Raw genomic sequence first — 15,830 nt, 5'->3', positions numbered from 1 at the left:
ACACGGCGGCGCCGGCCCCGCACCGAGAAGGCCCCGCAGCGCGGGGAGGGCGGCTGTGCCGCCGCTCAGCCCAGGACCACGACCTCGGCGGCGTCGAAGTCCACGCCCACCACGTCCCCCACCTCCGGGGCCTGCCGCAGCGCACACGCCGCCTCGATCCGCGGCGCCCCCTCGGGCTGGAGGTGCACGGCGACGTGCGTACCCCGGAACGTGCGCGCGGCGACCGTGCAGGGCAGTCCCTGCGCCGCCGCGACCAGCCGCACCCCGGCCGGCCGCACCAGCAGTGTCCCGTCCCCCTGCACCGCCCCGGCGGGCACCGGCACCTTCCCCCACGGCGTCTGGGCGGCCTCCCCCACGACCGTCGCCGGCACCACGTTGTCGAAGCCGAGGAAACGCGCCACGAACGCGTCCGCCGGCTGCTGCCACACCTCCAGAGGCGTACCGGACTGCGCGATCTGCCCGTCCCGCATCACCACCACCCGGTCGGCGAGCGCGAAGGCCTCCCCCTGGTCGTGGGTGACCGCCAGTACCGTCGTGCCCAACCGGCCGAAGACTTCCCGCAGTTCGACGACGAGCCGTTCCCGCAGGGAGCGGTCGAGCTGCCCCAGCGGCTCGTCCAGCATGAGCAGCCGCGGCCCGGGCGCGAGCGCCCGGGCCAGCGCCACCCGCTGCTGCTCGCCCCCGGAGAGGGCGGACACCGCCCGCGGACCGGCCCCCGGCAGCCCGACCAGCCCCAGCAACTCCTGCACGCGCGCGGCCTGTTCGGCCTTCGGTGTGCGACGCATGCGCAGCCCGAACGCCACGTTCCCGGCCACGTCCCGCTGCGGGAAGAGCTGATGGTCCTGGAACATCAGTCCCACCCCCCGCCGGTGTGCGGGCACCCCCGACTGGTCCCGGCCGTCCAGCAGCACCCGACCGGAGGCGAGCGGCTGCAGCCCCGCCACCGCCCGCAGCAGCGTCGACTTACCGCTGCCGCTGGGCCCGAGCACGCACACCACCTCGTGCTCGGCGACGTCCAGGCCGACCGCATCGAGCACCACCCGCTCACCGAAGCGGACGGTCGCGGCGTCAAGACTCAGCAGCATCTAGAACTCCCCCGTCCGGTCCGCGCCGCGCAGCCGCTCCAGCAGCAGCAGCGACGCGGCGCACACCAGCATGAGAATCGTCGAAAGGGCCATCGCCTGCCCGTAGTTGAGTTCCCCGGGGCGGGACAGCAGCCGGGCCACGGCAACGGGCAGCGTGGGGTGGTCCGGCCGGGCGAGGAAGACCGTCGCACCGAACTCGCCCAGCGACACCGCGAAGGCGAAGCCCGCCGCGATCAGCAGCGCCCGCCGCACCAGCGGAAGGTCCACCTCCCGCCACACCCGCCACGGCGACGCCCCCAGCACGGCCGCCGACTCCCGCAGCCGCAGGTCCACCGCGCGCAGCACCGGCAGCATGGTGCGCACCACGAAGGGGGCACCGACCAGTGCCTGGGCCAGCGGCACGATGATCCACGAGGCCCGCAGGTCGAGGGGCCGCTCGTCCAGCGCGATCAGGAAACCGAAGCCGACGGTCACCGCCGAGACACCGAGCGGCAGCATCAGCAACGCGTCGAACCCGCGCACGAACCGGCCGGCGTCCCGCCGGGCCAGCGCGGCGGCAGCGAGCGAGCCGACGGCGACGGCGACGACGGTGGCGACGGCCGCGTACCGCAGCGAGTTGCCGATCGCCTCGATGGGCGGCACCAGGAACATGCCGCCGTCCTCGCTGGTCAGCGCCCGGTAGTAGGCGAAGCGGGGGGCGTCGAGCGACCGCCGCACCAGGACGCCCAGCGGCAGCAGCACCAGCACGGCGACGGTGGCGAGGACGCCGGCGAGCAGGGTCCGCTGTGCGGCGCCGCGCGGCCGGCGGGCGGTCGCGGCGGCGTCCACCAGCGTCAGGGCGCTCTCCCGGCGCCGTACGGTCCACGCGTGCACCGCGAGGACCGCGCCGACCGCGGCGAACTGGACCAGCGTGAGCACGGCGGCCGTGGCCAGGTCGAAGACCTCGGACGTCTGCCGGTAGATCTCCACCTCCAGGGTGGAGAAGGTCGGTCCGCCGAGGATCTGGACGACACCGAAGGAGGTGAAGGTGAACAGGAACACCATCAGCGCGGCGGCGGCGACCGCGGGGGCCAGGGCCGGCAGGGTGACCGTGCGCCAGGCTCGCAGGCGGGAGGCACCGAGCATCCGCGCCGCCTCCTCCTGGCGCGGGTCGAGCTGGGCCCACAGGCCGCCGACCGTGCGGATGACGACCGCGTAGTTGAAGAACACGTGCGCGAGCAGGATCGCCCACACCGTGCTGTCGAGCCGGACGCCCCACAGTTCGTCGAGGAGGCCACCACGTCCGACGAGCGCGAGGAACGCCGTGCCGACGACGACCGTGGGCAGCACGAACGGCACGGTCACCACCGCTCGCAGCACCTGCTTGCCGGGGAAGTCGAGGCGGGCGAAGACGTAGGCGCCGGGCAGCGCGACGAGCAGGGTGAGCGCGGTGGAGGCGAACGCCTGCCAGGTGGTGAACCACAGCACGTGCCGGATGTCCGGCTGGGCGGCCACCTCCACGATGCGCCCGAGTCGCCAGTGCCCGTCGACGTGCAGGCCGCGCGCGACGATGGCGGCGACGGGGTAGACGAAGAAGACGGCGAAGAACGCGACGGGCACGGCCATCAGGGCCGGCCGCGCCACGTTCCGGCGCCGGCGCCGCGCTACTGCAGTACGAGCGAGGTCCACGACTTGACCCACTGGTCACGGTGTTCGGCGATCCTGCCGGGGGCCATGGTCTCGGGGTCCTTGGCCGGAGGGCCGTACTGCGTGAACTCGGCCGGCACCTTCGCGTCCCCGACCACCGGGTAGACGAACATGTTCAGCGGCATGTCCTCCTGGAACTGCCGCGAGATCAGGAAGTCGATGAGGGCCTTGCCACCCGCGCTGTTCCGGGCGTTGCCGAGCAGCCCGGCGAACTCGATCTGCCGGAAGCAGGTGCCCATGGCGACGCCGGTCGGCGCGGTCGTCGGCTTCGGGTCGCCGTAGATGACCTCGGCGGGCGGGGAGGAGGCGTACGACACGACCAGGGGCCGGTCGCCCTTGGCCTTCTTGCCGCCGGCCGATCCGGAGAACTCCTCGTTGTAGGCCTGCTCCCAGCCGTTGACGACCTTCACGCCGTTGGCCTTGAGCTTCTTCCAGTAGTCCGGCCAGCCTCCCCCGCTCCCGGCGTCGCTGGAGCCGGAGGTGCCCCCATCGCCGTACTTCGCGGCGGTGCCCAGCAGGAAGCCGAGGCCCGGGGAGGAGGTGGAGGCGTTCTCCGTGACCAGGAGGTCCTTGTACTCGGGCTTGATCAGGTCGTCGAAGGAGGCCGGCGGGGTCAGGTGGTGATCGGCGAAGTACTTCTTGTCGTAGTTGACGCAGATGTCACCGTGGTCGATCGGGGTGACGCGGTGCCGGTCCGCATCGAGCTGGTAGGCCGCGTCGACCCGGTCGAGCCCCTTGGCCGCGTACGGCTGGAACAGGCCGTTGTCGAGCGCGCGGGAGAGCAGGGTGTTGTCGACGCCGAAGAAGACGTCGCCCTGGGGGTTGTCCTTGGTCAGGATGGCCTTGTTGACGGCCTGGCCGGCGTCGCCGCTGGTGAGGACCTTGACCTTGTAGCCGGACTGCCGCTCGAACGCGGCGATCACACTCTTGGAGGCGGCCCAGGAGTCGTGGCTGACGAGGGTGACGGTCCGGGAGCCGCCGGAGGCGGCGCCGGAGCCGGAGCCGCTGCCGCCGGACGACGAGCCGCAGGCGGACAGCGTGACGAGGCCGAGGCCGACGGCCGCGGCCACGAACGTCCTGGTGTGCACTGGATTCCTCCTGGAGGTGACCAGGAAGAGACGCGGCCCTGACCGGACGTGTCCGGGCAGGGCGCAACAGCTTGAGTGGTGACCGAACTTCCTACCCAGAATGACCTGGGCGAGGTTCAGAGGGTCTGCGGCCCGATCGCCGCACTCTCAGCGCTGTGGCGCTCCCCTGTCGGAATATGAAGATGTGGACGGTCCTCAGACTACCGCTCGGTGGCCGCGAGCTGACCACACGCCCCGTCGATCTCCTGACCCCGGGTGTCCCGGATGGTCACCGGCACCCCGTGCGCGGCGATCGCCTCGACGAACGCCTTCTCGTCCTCCGGCCGCGAGGCGGTCCACTTGGACCCGGGCGTCGGATTGAGCGGGATGAGGTTGACGTGCACCGGCTTGCCCCGGAGCAGCCGGCCCAGCCGGTCGCCCCGCCACGCCTGGTCATTGATGTCCCTGATCAGGGCGTACTCGATGGACAGCCGACGGCCGGACCTCTCGGCGTACTCGAAACCGGCGTCGAGGACCTCGCGCACCTTCCAGCGCGTGTTGACCGGCACCAGGGTGTCACGCAGTTCGTCGTCGGGGGCGTGCAGGGAGATCGCGAGCCGGCACTTGAAGCCCTCGTCCGCGAACCGGTGGATGGCGGGCACGAGCCCGACCGTCGACACGGTGATCCCGCGCTGCGACAGCCCGAGCCCGTCCGGCGCGGGGTCGGTGAGGGCCCGGATGGCGCCGACGACCCGCCTGTAGTTGGCGAGCGGCTCGCCCATGCCCATGAAGACGATGTTCGACAGCCGCGCCGGGCCGCCGGGCACCTCCCCGTCCCTGAGCGCGCGCATGCCGTCCACGATCTGGTGCACGATCTCGGCCGTCGACAGGTTCCGGTCGAGTCCCGCCTGCCCGGTGGCGCAGAAGGGGCAGTTCATGCCGCACCCGGCCTGCGAGCTGATGCACATGGTCACGCGGTCGGGGTAGCGCATGAGGACCGACTCCACGAGCGTCCCGTCGAACAGACGCCACAGCGTCTTGCGGGTGGTGCCCTGGTCGGTCGACAGATGCCGCACGACGGTCATCAGGTCCGGGAAGAGCGCCTCCCGCAGCTTCTCGCGCGACGCGGCGGGAACGTCCGTCCACTCCGCCGGGTCGTGGGCGAACCGCGCGAAGTAGTGCTGCGACAGCTGCCTGGCGCGAAACGGCTTCTCACCGACCGCAGCCACCGCCTCCTTCCGCTCGGCGGGCGAGAGATCGGCGAGATGCCGCGGCGGCTTCTTGGCTCCGCGCGGCGCGACAAAGGTGAGTTCTCCGGGCTTAGGCATGGCGGTACCAGTGTCGCAGATCAACTCGGGGAGCCCAGGCCAGAGCGGGGTGGGGGTGGTCACCCGTGGGTGCCGACTGTCAGTGTTGGTCAACCTCGGACGGCCCAGGGACGGCCCAGAGGGCTCGGCTCGTCTGCCTGACGCGACCGCGACAGGCCGAACGTCAAGACCCCTGTCCGTGCGCTTCAAGCAACGCCGAAATCAGTTTCGGAACTGAACTATGCGGATTTGGCGGCGCGTGCTTCACTTTAGCCGATTCACATTTAGCGGCACGATTCATTGCCTCTACGTACTGCCCATAAGGGAATCCGTCCGGCATATTCTTCCCGGAAAATCCCTTTTTTTGCAGCAGTTTAGAGAGCGCATTTGCATCTACCCATGCCGTACGGTTCTCAAAATGCCACCATAGCCAAATCTCGAAGCATGGCGAGCTGATCGCTATTTCGATACCCAGACGACTGGCTTCGATGCATGCCCTCTCTAGACTCGCGTGCTCGTCTACATCAACAACACACCAAACCGCGTCATATGGATCGCCACCCCTCTTTTCGAGATCCCGAAGTCGCTTCGCTTCGTTTACCACACTTAAAGGATCTCGACCGACGCCGACCGGCTTGACACTGACGACTCGGACGGCTTTGGCCCTAATTGATGCAGTGAATTTCTCAAAGTACTGCGGCTCCGTGTTGGCACCTTCGGCGGCGATGAGGATCTTTGTGTGCTCGAAACGTTTGTTCTTTGACTTCGAGATTCTCCGAGTGCCGCGCAACTGACGATTACTCACGCCTTCCCCTCCACCCGCAGAGACGCAAGCAATTCCTCCCAGGCAAGCGTTGGGACCGCCCCATACCTTCCGCCGAGATAACGGCGCTCCACGTTATGATCTTTCTTGATGGGGAAATCTGTCAGGGGATAAATCTCCGTGACTCCATTGGGAGATTTCTCCGAAAACCACATCTCCTCCCGATCTAGTCCCTCACCCGAGAGGTGCCCCATGAGGGAGGTGTCGTGCGAGGTGAAGACAAGCTGGGCCCCGCGCCGATTGATCTCTGGAGACTTAAACATGGCGATGAGTGCCGACGCGAGCCTCGGGTGCAGACTAGAGTCGAGTTCGTCAACGATCAACACTCCGCCGTACTTAATCTCTCGCATCGCAGGCAGAGCAAGGGCGAGCCACGCCACCGTGCCGCTGCTCTCATCACTCAGGTCGAGATTGTGAGACTCCTCATCGGATGAGCCAGTGTGCCAAAAACTGATCACTTTCCTCTGCTCTTCCAAGAGTTCGGCGAAAAACGCCTCTTCGTCATCCTCTTCGTCCGTTAGGGCTCTGATTGTTTTACGCATTGCCGACTGAGTCTTCTCATCGACGTCAATTTCCTCCAATGAGAGTCGATGAATTCCCAGGTCTGCAAAGCGCAGCAGAGTTTGAGCCTGCCCCAAGGTCTCCTCTTCTTCGATCCATTTCTTGACTGCCCTAATTCGACCCTGCTTATAGAATTCAGAGAACGCAGCGTAGCGCAAATGCCTGGTTAGATAGTGATTAATATGCGCCAGCTGGGCATGATTTGCCATGCTCGCCGTGGAAAGGTAAAGATTATACTTTCCCATTAGACGGGAAATTCGAACATTCTCCCCTTTCAGGCTTCTGCTGAATGTCAAATCTTCCGCCCCTGAGCCACTCCTCTCGAATAGACTGCGGCGTCGCCCTTCCGGGAAGGCGTAGAGCCACTCAGAGGTGATTCCTGCGGAGCTACTTTCGAATCCGTACGCGTGACGCGTCCCGCCGACCGTGAAATCAAATTCGTATGCGGAAGTCTCCCTCTTGGATTCCTTAGAAAGGAGGAACGGAAAGTAGGGGAAGGATTCCCGGTCACTCCACCTAGCAGAATTACTAATGGCCTTGACGGCAAAATCCATTGCATCGAGGAGTGTAGTTTTCCCTGACGCATTGGGGCCAAAGATGCCAACTACTCGATTAGTTACTGAGCCCCAGTCGCCGCCCTTAGGGCGTACTCCCGCGAAGCTCGACTTGGTGAGTACGAGCTCAGTGGTGTCACGGATGGACTTGTGGTTGGTGACGCGGAACCTCAGGAGCATGATTACCTCACTAGCTAGGTGCAGTTTCATCCTGTTCTAGGACGGATGCCGCCCTGATCGCCCCTCAAACCGTACCTGTCCTGCAGGTACATCGCCAGTAGCGTCGGACGAGGTCGGCGGAGCGGCTTTGGGCTGGAGCTGCTTTGGGGCGAGTGATCATGGCCCCGTAAGCTTCCGGCGCGTCGGGCAGTCTGTGGACCTGCCCGTTAAAGCACGACGTTGGGGCCATGATCTTAGAGGCTCGCCCCAAAGTGGCTGCCTAAAGCCGTGGAGCTGACCGCCCCAGCCACAGAGGGTGTCTCCCCACTTCATGCCCGCAGCCGCCGAGCGCGCCGCCGGGCGCGGCCAGCCGGGGCGAAGACAGGAGGCAGGCCGCGCCGCAGAGGCGGCGCGCGCCCGCGCCATGCGCGGGCTCTTGATGAACGTAGGGAAAGTCGTACCGCACCCATGATCGGCAGTCGCCACGATCACGGCCTGTCGGCTCTCGGCTCGACTCGGCTACCGTTCCATGCATGCCTTCTGCACTGGACACGCCCCAGGGAGCGGCCGAACTCGCCGAGTCTCTGCTCCCCCAGCTCGGGAACCGCTGGCTGCACACTCAGGCCGTGGCTGCTCGGGCCCGCGAAGCTTCCGCGGCTGTGTCCGAGGCGGACCGGGATCTCCTCGTCGCTGCCGCGTGGCTGCACGACATCGGCTACGCGCCCGAGCTGCGGGACACCGGCTTCCATCCCCTCGACGGTGCCCGGCACCTCGAATCGCTCGGTGCGCCGGCGCGCCTGGTGCGGCTCGTCGCTCATCACTCCGGGGCGGTGTACGAGGCAGAGCAACGCGGGCTCTCGGCGGAGCTGGCCGTCTACGAGCGGGAAGACTCCCCGGTCCTGGACGCCCTGATCTTCGCCGACATGACGACCGGACCCGCCGGGCAGTCCTTCGACTTCGACACCCGGATCGACGAGATCCTCGTCCGCTACGAGCCGGGCAGCGAGGTTCACAACGCGATCAGCAAGGCACGGCCGTACCTTCAGGGCGCGGTGGAGCGGACTCGCGACCGCCTGGCGCATCAGCCGAGGTAGGGCTCTGCCCGGTCGGCCAAGCCGTGCTCGATCCGCATGCGCATCGACGGGTGGATCTTCAGCTCGTCCAGCTTGCTCGGGTCGACGAAGGCGACTTCCTTGCTCTCGCTGCTCGTCCGCAGCCGGCCGCCGGTGATACGGGCATGGAAGCAGACGGAGAACTGCTGGCGGACCTCGCCGTCGTCGTACGCCATGACGTGCCCGGGATTGGTGTAGATGCCGACGAGGCCGGTCACCTCCACCTCGAAGCCGGTCTCTTCCCTGGTCTCGCGTACGGCTGCGTCCGGGGCTGACTCGCCCAGGTCGACGCCGCCGCCGGGCAGGGCCCAGAGGTCGTTGTCGGTCTTGTGGATCAGCAGGACCTCTCCGGCGTCGTTGCGGGCTACGGCGGTCACGGAGGGGACGAGGCTGTTCGCCTTCGGGGCGTGGGGATCGTTGAAGTAGTCGACACGGGCCATGCGTTCAGCGTTGCACGTCCGGAGCCCGTTACGCCTCCCGGCCCCGCTGCCACGCGTAGTCGAAGCTCCGCATGTAGTGCCGGAAGGTCCGCGCTCCCGGGAGGTACCGGAAGTGCATCACCGGGCTTAGGCATGGCGGTACCAGTGTCGCAGATCGTCGCGCAGGATCCCGGTCCGCTGCCGTACCGCGGCGGTCCCCCGGCCGGGGAGGGTCGTACTCTTGCCCGACGACGAGGAGGGGCACATGGGGGGTACGGCAGGTCAGGGAGCTGTCCTGGTCGTCGACGACGACGCGGCGATCCGACGCTCGCTGGAGCGCGGACTCCGGCTGAGCGGCTTCGCGGTACGCACCGCGGGCAGCGGTCCCGAGGCGCTCGCCGCCGTCGCAGACGCGCCGCCCGACGTGCTCGTGCTGGACGTGTCGATGCCCGGTATGAGCGGCATCGAGGTGTGCACCCGGCTCCGTGGGGCCGACCGGGACCTTCCGGTGCTGATGCTCTCCGCGCTGGACGAGACAGCCGACCGCATCGCCGGCCTCCAGGCGGGCGGCGACGACTACCTGGTCAAGCCCTTCGCCCTGCAGGAACTCGTGCTGCGTTTGCGCGCGCTGCTGCGCCGGCGGCCGCCGGACGGACGGGAGGTGCTGAGGGCGGCGGGCCTGGTGATCGACCCGGCGGCGCGCACCGCCGAGCGGGACGGACGGCCGCTGGAGCTGACCCGCAGGGAGTTCGAACTGCTGGAGACCCTCGCCCGCAACGCCGGGCTGGTCCTCACCCGCGACCAGCTCCTGGACCGGGTGTGGGGCTACGGCTTCGACGTGCGCACCGACGCCGTCGACACGTTCGTCAGCTATCTGCGGCGCAAGCTGGAGGAGGGCGGCCGGCGGCGGCTCATCCACACCGTTCGTGGTGTGGGCTTCGTCCTGCGGGACGCGCCGTGAAGCTGTCGACACGCATCGGACTCGCGGTGGGCTGCACCGTGCCCCTCCTGGTGCTCGCCTTCGGCTGGCTGCTGCTGCATCTGGTCGCCCGCGACCTGCACAGCGCGGAGGACCAGCACCTCCGGCAGCGTGCGGCGGCCCTCCTGCCGGACGCCCGCGCACTGCTGCGTGCCAGCACCGCCGACCGGCCCAAGGCGGCCGACACCAAGGAGCGGCGGCTCTACAGCGCCGCGCTCGACGTGGGCATCCGCGTCATAGGACCGGACGGCACCTTCAGCGGCGGCCCACAGCCCGCGGCCTCGGTGCCGCTGCCCGCGAACGCCACCGGTCCGGTCACCGTCCGGGCGGGCGGCACCGGCTGGCGGGCGCTGTCCCGGCCGGTCCGCACCGCCGACGCCTCGGGCACCCTGTGGGTCTTCTCGCCGGACAGCGCCGATCACGGCCAGCTCCGGCTCGTGGGGCGCCGCGTGCTGGTGAACACCCTGCTGGCCGCTCCGGTGTCCGGTCTCATGGCCTGGGCCATGGCGGCGGGTGCCACCAAACCCCTGCGCCGTCTCACCCGGCGCACCGCGGGGCTCGACCCCCGCACCAGCAGCGCCCGTCCGTACCACCGGCCGACCGGGGTGACCGAGGTCGACGACCTCGCGGCGACCGTGAGCACCGTGCTCGCCCGCTACGACGAGCAGGCCCGCCGCACCGCCGAGGCACTGGACACGGCACGCTCGTTCTCGGCGGCGGCGGCGCACGAACTGCGCACGCCGCTGATGAGCCTGGGCACCAACCTCGACATCCTCACCGCACACCCCGATCTCCCGGATCGGGACCGCACCGAGGTGCTCGGCGACCTGCGCCGCGAACACACCCGCCTGCTGGGCCTCCTGGTGATGCTGCGCGAGCTGGGGCGCGGGGACCTGGTGGAGGCGGAGGCGTTCCGGACCGTCGACCTCGCCGAGATCTCCGACGCGGCGGTCGCCGAGGCCCGGCGCCGCGCCCCCGGCGCCCGGATCACCCTGGACGCGGCCCCCGGCCTCACGGTGCACGGCTGGGAGCCGGGCCTGCGCCTGCTGCTCGACAACCTGCTGGCCAACGCCCTGGTCCACGGCCGCGACGCCCGGGGCCGGGCGGTCGTCTCGGTCACGGTGCGGCACAGGGGAGAGTGGACCGCGGTGACGGTGGACGACGGTGGACCGGGCGTCCCCGCCGAGGCGCGGCAGCACGTCTTCGACCGGTTCCGACGGGGGCCGGACAGCGAGGGCTCCGGGCTCGGCCTCACGCTCGTGGCCCAGCAGGCGGCGCTGCACCGGGGGACCGTCACGGTGGCGGACGGCCCGCAGGGCATCGGGGCACGCTTCGAGGTACTGCTGCCGTCGGGCGGCGCCGCCCCGCCCGAACGGCGTGACTGGCTGATCGAAACGGCCGGGACGAATCGGTCACAGAGTTCCCACAAAGACGCTTTCTAGCATCCGTCGCGCCGGACGGACCACGGGGCCGTCCGGCGGACCATCGGACGGACCGTGTGACCGTCCGGGAAACGGAGGCACAGATGTTGGTACGACGACGGCGCACCCTGCTGGTCGGGCTCGCCGCGGCGGCGGTGCTGGCGGGCACGACGGGAGTGGCCGCGGCCGACGGCAGCCCGGCTCCGGCGCCGACCGGCGACGGTGCCGCGGCGCTGTGCAAGCGGGTGCCCAAGCTGGAACGGCGGATCGACCGGGCCCTGAAGCGGGTGGAGGCCGGTGCCGGCTCACGCGGTTCGGTGGCCCGGCTGCAGCAGCGCGTGGACAACGCCGAGAAGGCCGGCCACGATGAGATCGCCACCTATCTGAAGGACCGGCTCGCCTTCCGTAAGTCACTGGCGGCCTCCCTTCCGCAGCGGCGGAAGGACCTGTCGGACGTGCGGACCTGGTGCCAGGAGAACAACGGCGGCAAGGCGGCGAGCTGATGCGGGCACGCCGAGCGGCCGCCGCCGCGCTCCCCGCGGCCGCCCTGCTCGCGGCGCTCACCGGGGGCTGCGCGCCCCAGGACACCGCGTCCCCTACGACTCCCTCGGCATCCCCCTCGGCCACGCCCTCGGGCTATGAGCAGATGCTGAAGAAGGTGAACGCGGCCGAGTCCGCCGCGGCGTCGGCGGAGAAGGACGCGGCGCAGGACGACTGACGCGCGCTGCCGGGTGGGGAGTACCGTTCAGCGCTTCCCGCCCGGCAGCTACGGCGTGTCCCCGGCGCCCCCGCAGGCCACCGGCGCCCGTGTGGGTGAACCCCGTGGCGCAGAGAGGACCCCCGGCCAGGGCGACGGCGCCACCTGCGCGACGCTCGACGGGCAGCCGGCGGCCGTGGGGCTCTCCGGCCGCGCCGCGACCGGCGCGGCCGGGGTCGCCGCCCACCGGGGGAGCAGGCCCGCCCTCCACGGCCGGGCCGGGGCGACCGGGCTCCGCCGGCCACCCGAGGCAACCGGAGAGGGTGGCCGTGACGCTCCGCCTCGGGGGGAGACCCACGGGTGGTGGGTCTCCGCCGGTCAGGCGTGTTCCAGGTGCTCCCTCAGCAGCCGCTCGTTGCGCGGCATCTCCTTGCGGACCTGCGGACGGACGACGAGGGGCAGCAGGACCTTCCCGATCCCGTGGCCCTCGAAGTCGAGGTCCATGGTCATGTGCGTGCGGCGCCCCTCGTCCATGGGGATGATCTCACCGTGGAAGTCGCCCCGCACGGGTCCGTCGATGCCGCGGACGCTCCAGGAGCGCATCGGCTCGTACTCGGTGCACTCCATCGTCATCGCCACCTCGCGCCGGCCCAGGTGCCGGGTCACCCTGATCCGGGAACCCAGCCCGAACGGGCCGTCGTCGAGCTGCTCCGCGGACACTGCGCTGGCCTGCCACTCCGGTAGATGCACGGGGTCGATGACGTACGCCCAGACGTCCTCGGGGCGACAGTCGAGGTAGATCTCGTCGTGGAATCCGGACATGGTGCCCCCTTCCCAGGGCGCCCCACCCGCTGGTGGGTCCGCACGGGAATCGTCCCACCGCAGCGCGGCGAGCACCATTCGTGGCCGAAACGCGCGCGAGTCCCCGTCCTCCGCGGACGCTGTCGGTCGAAGCGGGGGCTGCGTGACGACGGCCTGTGTGACCCCGTTCGGGTTGTGCAGGCCGTCATCGTGTTCAGGGGTGGGGTTCGGTGTCGTTGCGTGGGGTGGAGCCGGAGGAGATCCCGGAGGAGACCGTGCGGGTGGCGCGTGCGGTGTTCCCCGAGGGGTGTCTGGCGATGAGGGTGCGGGACGCGCTGCTACCGAGGCCTGGCCAGGACAAGCCGGCAACAGGAACTGACCGCTGCCGGCATGAACCTCATCCGCCTTGACGCCTGGCTGACCGGCAGACCGCCGGCCCGCACCCGCACCTCCCGCCTCGCAGCACTCCGCCCCGCTGGATAGCCAGCGGGGCGGAATCGGCCAACAGCGTCCGGGGAAGGACGGGGGCTCACCTGTCGTGCGTGTGCGGCGGTCAGCCGGCGCCGACGAAGAGGACCAGCAGGAGCCACACCACGGGTGCCGTCGGCAGCAGCGAGTCCAGGCGGTCCATGATGCCGCCGTGACCGGGCAGCAGGGTGCCCATGTCCTTGATACCGAGGTCCCGCTTGATCATCGACTCGCCGAGGTCGCCGAGTGTGGCACTGGCGGCGACCGCGAGGCCCAGCAGCAGTCCCTGCCACCAGGCGCCGTCGTCGATGAGGAACTGCAGGCACAGCGCACCCGCGACCATCGCGAACGCGACGGCGCCGAACAGGCCCTCGCGGGTCTTGCCGGGGCTGATGCGCGGCGCGAGCTTGTGCTTGCCGAAGCGCCAGCCGACCGCGTACGCGCCGGTGTCGCTGACGACGGTCAGCAGCAGGAAGGTCAGCACGCGCCACGGGCCGTCGTCGGCGGCGAGCATCATCGCCACGAACGTCGCCAGGAACGGGACGTAGAACGCCGCGAAGACGCCCGCCGTGACGTCCCTCAGATAGCCCTCGGGTGGCTCCGTCATCCGCCAGACCAGCACGGCCAGCGCGGTGAGCGCCATCGCCACCCACGCGCCCTCCGCGCCGCGGACGTACCCGGTCACCACCATCGCGACGCCGCCGACCGCGAGCGGCGCCAGCGGTGCCCGGATCTCCTTGCGCTCCTGGAGCCGGCTGGTCAGCTCCCACAGCCCGACGACGACGGCGACCGCGATCACTCCGACGAACACGGCCTTGACGATGAACAGCGACGCGATGATCACCGCACCGAGCCCGACGCCGACCCCTATGGCGGCGCCCAGGTCACGGCCCGCGCTCTTCTTCTGCGGTGGAGGCACCGGCTGGGGGGCGTCGGGCATGGACTCCGGATTCTCGTCGCGGAACAAGGGGCCGCTCAGCCGAGTGACCCCCCGCTCGTCATCCTGGTCTCCGCCGGGTGCGGACACGTCGGGCGCGATGGGCATGGGGCGGGTGAGCTGTGCGTCCTGCGCATCGTACGCGGGACCCGCCGGGGTGGCTCCCTGGACGTGCCCCTGACCTGTGGAGCCCCAGTACCCGGCCTGCCCGGCGTGCGGCGGAGCCGCCCAGGAAGAGTCGTTCATCAGACCTCGAGCAGCTCTGCTTCCTTGTGCTTGAGGAGCTCGTCCACCTGGGCGACGTACTTCGCGGTGGTGTCGTCGAGCTCCTTCTCCGCACGGCGGCCCTCGTCCTCGCCGACCTCGCCGTCCTTGATCAGCTTGTCGATGGCGTCCTTCGCCTTGCGGCGCACGGAGCGGATGGACACCTTGGCGTCCTCGCCCTTGCCCTTGGCGACCTTGATGTACTCGCGGCGGCGCTCCTCGGTCAGCTCGGGGAACACCACACGGATGATGTTGCCGTCGTTGCTCGGGTTGACGCCGAGATCGGAGTCGCGGATCGCCTGCTCGATGTTGCGCAGCGCGCTCTTGTCGAACGGGGTCACGACCGCCATGCGCGGCTCCGGCACGGAGAACGAGGCCAGCTGGTTGATCGGCGTCGGCGCGCCGTAGTAGTCGGCGACGATCTTGTTGAACATCGCCGGATGCGCTCGGCCGGTGCGGATCGCGGCGAAGTCCTCCTTGGCGACCACGACGGCCTTCTCCATCTTCTCCTCGGCCTCGAGGAGGGTCTCTTCGATCACCACTTGCTCCTGCGTGTCTTGAGTAGGCCCGGCTGCGGTTCCTCTGTGGGGGCGGCGGCCGGCTGCGTCGCGTCTTCTGTCCTGCACGGTTCCCGACCGGCAGGACATTGTCCATCCCCCGGTCAGGGTCCGGGTGAATCTCCGGTCAGTCCCGGTCGCGCTGCTCACCCACGAGGGTGCCGATCTTCTCACCCTTGACGGCGCGGGCGATATTGCCCTCCTTCAGGAGTTCGAAGACGAGGATGGGGAGCTGGTTGTCCCGGCACAGCGTGATGGCCGTGGCGTCGGCGACCCGCAGGTCGCGGGTGATGACCTCGCCGTAGCTCAGCGCGTCGAACTTGACGGCGTCCGGGTTGGCCTTCGGGTCGGAGTCGTAGACCCCGTCCACGCCGTTCTTGCCCATGAGCAGTGCCTCGGCGTCGATCTCCAGGGCGCGCTGGGCGGCGGTGGTGTCGGTGGAGAAGTACGGCATGCCCATTCCGGCGCCGAAGATGACCACGCGGCCCTTCTCCAGGTGGCGCACGGCCCGCAGGGGGATGTACGGCTCGGCGACCTGGCCCATGGTGATGGCGGTCTGCACGCGGGAGTCGATGCCCTCCTTCTCCAGGAAGTCCTGGAGGGCGAGGCAGTTCATCACGGTGCCGAGCATGCCCATGTAGTCCGAACGGGCACGGTCCATGCCGCGCTGCTGGAGTTCGGCACCGCGGAAGAAGTTCCCGCCGCCGATGACGACCGCGACCTGCGCACCGTCACGCACGACGGCGGCGATCTCACGGGCGATCTTGTGCACCACGTCGGGGTCGACACCGAGGCCCCCGCCGCCGGAGAAGGCCTCCCCGGACAGCTTCAGCAGAAACCGGCCGTGTACTTTGCCGTCGTCGCTCTTCTCGGGCTTGGTGCTCATGGCGTTCTCCTCGTGGTGCACATACGAAGAAGGCCATTGCCGGTGGG

Annotated in this window: 16 protein-coding genes and 1 riboswitch; of the genes, 5 read left to right on the top strand and 11 right to left on the bottom strand. The window is 69.5% G+C overall.

Annotated elements, in window-relative coordinates:
* Nucleotides 1-65: 65 nt before the first annotated feature.
* The 6 genes from I3F54_RS19550 to I3F54_RS19525 form a co-directional block, all read right to left on the bottom strand.
* Nucleotides 66-1,085: an ABC transporter ATP-binding protein gene (locus I3F54_RS19550; protein WP_240120111.1), complete on the bottom strand. Its 1,020-nt coding sequence runs from the start codon at nt 1,083-1,085 to the stop codon at nt 66-68.
* On the bottom strand, nt 1,086-2,690 hold the full coding sequence (locus I3F54_RS19545) for an iron ABC transporter permease (RefSeq protein ID WP_240120110.1): 1,605 nt from the start codon (nt 2,688-2,690) through the stop codon (nt 1,086-1,088).
* Nucleotides 2,691-2,728: 38 nt separating this feature from the next.
* Nucleotides 2,729-3,859, bottom strand: coding sequence for a thiamine ABC transporter substrate binding subunit (locus I3F54_RS19540; protein ID WP_240120109.1), 1,131 nt, complete (start codon nt 3,857-3,859; stop codon nt 2,729-2,731).
* A gap of 70 nt (nt 3,860-3,929) precedes the next feature.
* A riboswitch (TPP riboswitch) is annotated at nt 3,930-4,037 on the bottom strand.
* Nucleotides 4,038-4,059: 22 nt separating this feature from the next.
* Nucleotides 4,060-5,166 carry a 23S rRNA (adenine(2503)-C(2))-methyltransferase RlmN gene (gene rlmN, locus I3F54_RS19535; protein ID WP_240120108.1) on the bottom strand — a complete coding sequence of 369 codons (1,107 nt, stop codon included), beginning with the start codon at nt 5,164-5,166 and terminating at the stop codon, nt 4,060-4,062.
* A gap of 163 nt (nt 5,167-5,329) precedes the next feature.
* Complete coding sequence (locus I3F54_RS19530) at nt 5,330-5,950, bottom strand: RloB family protein (protein WP_240120107.1); 621 nt, start codon at nt 5,948-5,950, stop codon at nt 5,330-5,332.
* On the bottom strand, nt 5,947-7,263 hold the full coding sequence (locus I3F54_RS19525; RefSeq protein ID WP_240120106.1) for an ATP/GTP-binding protein: 1,317 nt from the start codon (nt 7,261-7,263) through the stop codon (nt 5,947-5,949). Before I3F54_RS19525 ends, I3F54_RS19530 begins: the two co-directional genes overlap by 4 nt.
* 512 nt (nt 7,264-7,775) lie before the next feature.
* On the opposite strand from I3F54_RS19525, the gene I3F54_RS19520 reads away from it, so the two are divergent.
* Nucleotides 7,776-8,336 (top strand): HDIG domain-containing metalloprotein, encoded by a 561-nt coding sequence (locus tag I3F54_RS19520; protein WP_240120105.1) that lies wholly within the window; start codon nt 7,776-7,778, stop codon nt 8,334-8,336.
* Here I3F54_RS19520 and I3F54_RS19515 read toward each other — a convergent pair.
* The gene (locus I3F54_RS19515; RefSeq protein WP_240120104.1) at nt 8,324-8,794 is read right to left on the bottom strand and encodes an NUDIX hydrolase; all 471 of its coding nucleotides are present in this window, start codon (nt 8,792-8,794) and stop codon (nt 8,324-8,326) included. The genes I3F54_RS19520 and I3F54_RS19515 overlap by 13 nt on opposite strands.
* Nucleotides 8,795-9,038: 244 nt before the next feature.
* Between I3F54_RS19515 and I3F54_RS19510 the strand changes: the two genes are divergently transcribed.
* From I3F54_RS19510 to I3F54_RS19495, 4 genes are all read left to right on the top strand, one after another.
* Nucleotides 9,039-9,734, top strand: a complete 696-nt coding sequence (locus I3F54_RS19510) for a response regulator transcription factor (protein ID WP_240120103.1) — start codon at nt 9,039-9,041, stop codon at nt 9,732-9,734.
* Entirely contained in the window at nt 9,731-11,194 is a 1,464-nt protein-coding gene (locus I3F54_RS19505; RefSeq protein WP_240120102.1) for a sensor histidine kinase KdpD, read from the top strand. Before I3F54_RS19510 ends, I3F54_RS19505 begins: the two co-directional genes overlap by 4 nt.
* 83 nt (nt 11,195-11,277) lie before the next feature.
* Nucleotides 11,278-11,676, top strand: a complete 399-nt coding sequence (locus tag I3F54_RS19500; RefSeq protein ID WP_240120101.1) for a hypothetical protein — start codon at nt 11,278-11,280, stop codon at nt 11,674-11,676.
* Nucleotides 11,676-11,891 carry a hypothetical protein gene (locus I3F54_RS19495; RefSeq protein ID WP_240120100.1) on the top strand — a complete coding sequence of 72 codons (216 nt, stop codon included), beginning with the start codon at nt 11,676-11,678 and terminating at the stop codon, nt 11,889-11,891. Before I3F54_RS19500 ends, I3F54_RS19495 begins: the two co-directional genes overlap by 1 nt.
* A gap of 357 nt (nt 11,892-12,248) precedes the next feature.
* On the opposite strand, the gene I3F54_RS19490 is transcribed toward I3F54_RS19495, so the two are convergent.
* The 4 genes from I3F54_RS19490 to pyrH form a co-directional block, all read right to left on the bottom strand.
* Nucleotides 12,249-12,692: an SRPBCC family protein gene (locus I3F54_RS19490; protein ID WP_240120099.1), complete on the bottom strand. Its 444-nt coding sequence runs from the start codon at nt 12,690-12,692 to the stop codon at nt 12,249-12,251.
* Nucleotides 12,693-13,224: 532 nt separating this feature from the next.
* A complete protein-coding gene (locus I3F54_RS19485; RefSeq protein WP_240120098.1) occupies nt 13,225-14,322 on the bottom strand; it encodes a phosphatidate cytidylyltransferase in 1,098 nt (365 codons plus the stop codon).
* Nucleotides 14,322-14,879 carry a ribosome recycling factor gene (gene frr / locus I3F54_RS19480; protein WP_014675285.1) on the bottom strand — a complete coding sequence of 186 codons (558 nt, stop codon included), beginning with the start codon at nt 14,877-14,879 and terminating at the stop codon, nt 14,322-14,324. Before frr ends, I3F54_RS19485 begins: the two co-directional genes overlap by 1 nt.
* A gap of 145 nt (nt 14,880-15,024) precedes the next feature.
* Entirely contained in the window at nt 15,025-15,783 is a 759-nt protein-coding gene (gene pyrH / locus I3F54_RS19475; RefSeq protein WP_240120097.1) for a UMP kinase, read from the bottom strand.
* Nucleotides 15,784-15,830 lie beyond the last annotated feature (47 nt).

The organism is Streptomyces sp. MUM 2J (genome assembly GCF_022414535.1).
Taxonomy (GTDB): domain Bacteria; phylum Actinomycetota; class Actinomycetes; order Streptomycetales; family Streptomycetaceae; genus Streptomyces.
This window is presented reverse-complemented; position numbering and strand designations above follow the sequence as displayed.

Bases quoted from the DNA above. Each gene is read 5' to 3' on its own strand.
- I3F54_RS19550 (WP_240120111.1), bottom strand. From the start codon at position 1,085: ATGCTGCTGAGTCTTGACGCCGCGACCGTCCGCTTCGGTGAGCGGGTG.
- I3F54_RS19545 (WP_240120110.1), bottom strand. From the start codon at position 2,690: ATGGCCGTGCCCGTCGCGTTCTTCGCCGTCTTCTTCGTCTACCCCGTC.
- rlmN (WP_240120108.1), bottom strand. From the start codon at position 5,166: ATGCCTAAGCCCGGAGAACTCACCTTTGTCGCGCCGCGCGGAGCCAAG.
- I3F54_RS19525 (WP_240120106.1), bottom strand. From the start codon at position 7,263: ATGCTCCTGAGGTTCCGCGTCACCAACCACAAGTCCATCCGTGACACC.
- I3F54_RS19520 (WP_240120105.1), top strand. From the start codon at position 7,776: ATGCCTTCTGCACTGGACACGCCCCAGGGAGCGGCCGAACTCGCCGAG.
- I3F54_RS19515 (WP_240120104.1), bottom strand. From the start codon at position 8,794: ATGGCCCGTGTCGACTACTTCAACGATCCCCACGCCCCGAAGGCGAAC.
- I3F54_RS19510 (WP_240120103.1), top strand. From the start codon at position 9,039: ATGGGGGGTACGGCAGGTCAGGGAGCTGTCCTGGTCGTCGACGACGAC.
- I3F54_RS19500 (WP_240120101.1), top strand. From the start codon at position 11,278: ATGTTGGTACGACGACGGCGCACCCTGCTGGTCGGGCTCGCCGCGGCG.
- I3F54_RS19495 (WP_240120100.1), top strand. From the start codon at position 11,676: ATGCGGGCACGCCGAGCGGCCGCCGCCGCGCTCCCCGCGGCCGCCCTG.
- I3F54_RS19490 (WP_240120099.1), bottom strand. From the start codon at position 12,692: ATGTCCGGATTCCACGACGAGATCTACCTCGACTGTCGCCCCGAGGAC.
- I3F54_RS19485 (WP_240120098.1), bottom strand. From the start codon at position 14,322: ATGAACGACTCTTCCTGGGCGGCTCCGCCGCACGCCGGGCAGGCCGGG.
- pyrH (WP_240120097.1), bottom strand. From the start codon at position 15,783: ATGAGCACCAAGCCCGAGAAGAGCGACGACGGCAAAGTACACGGCCGG.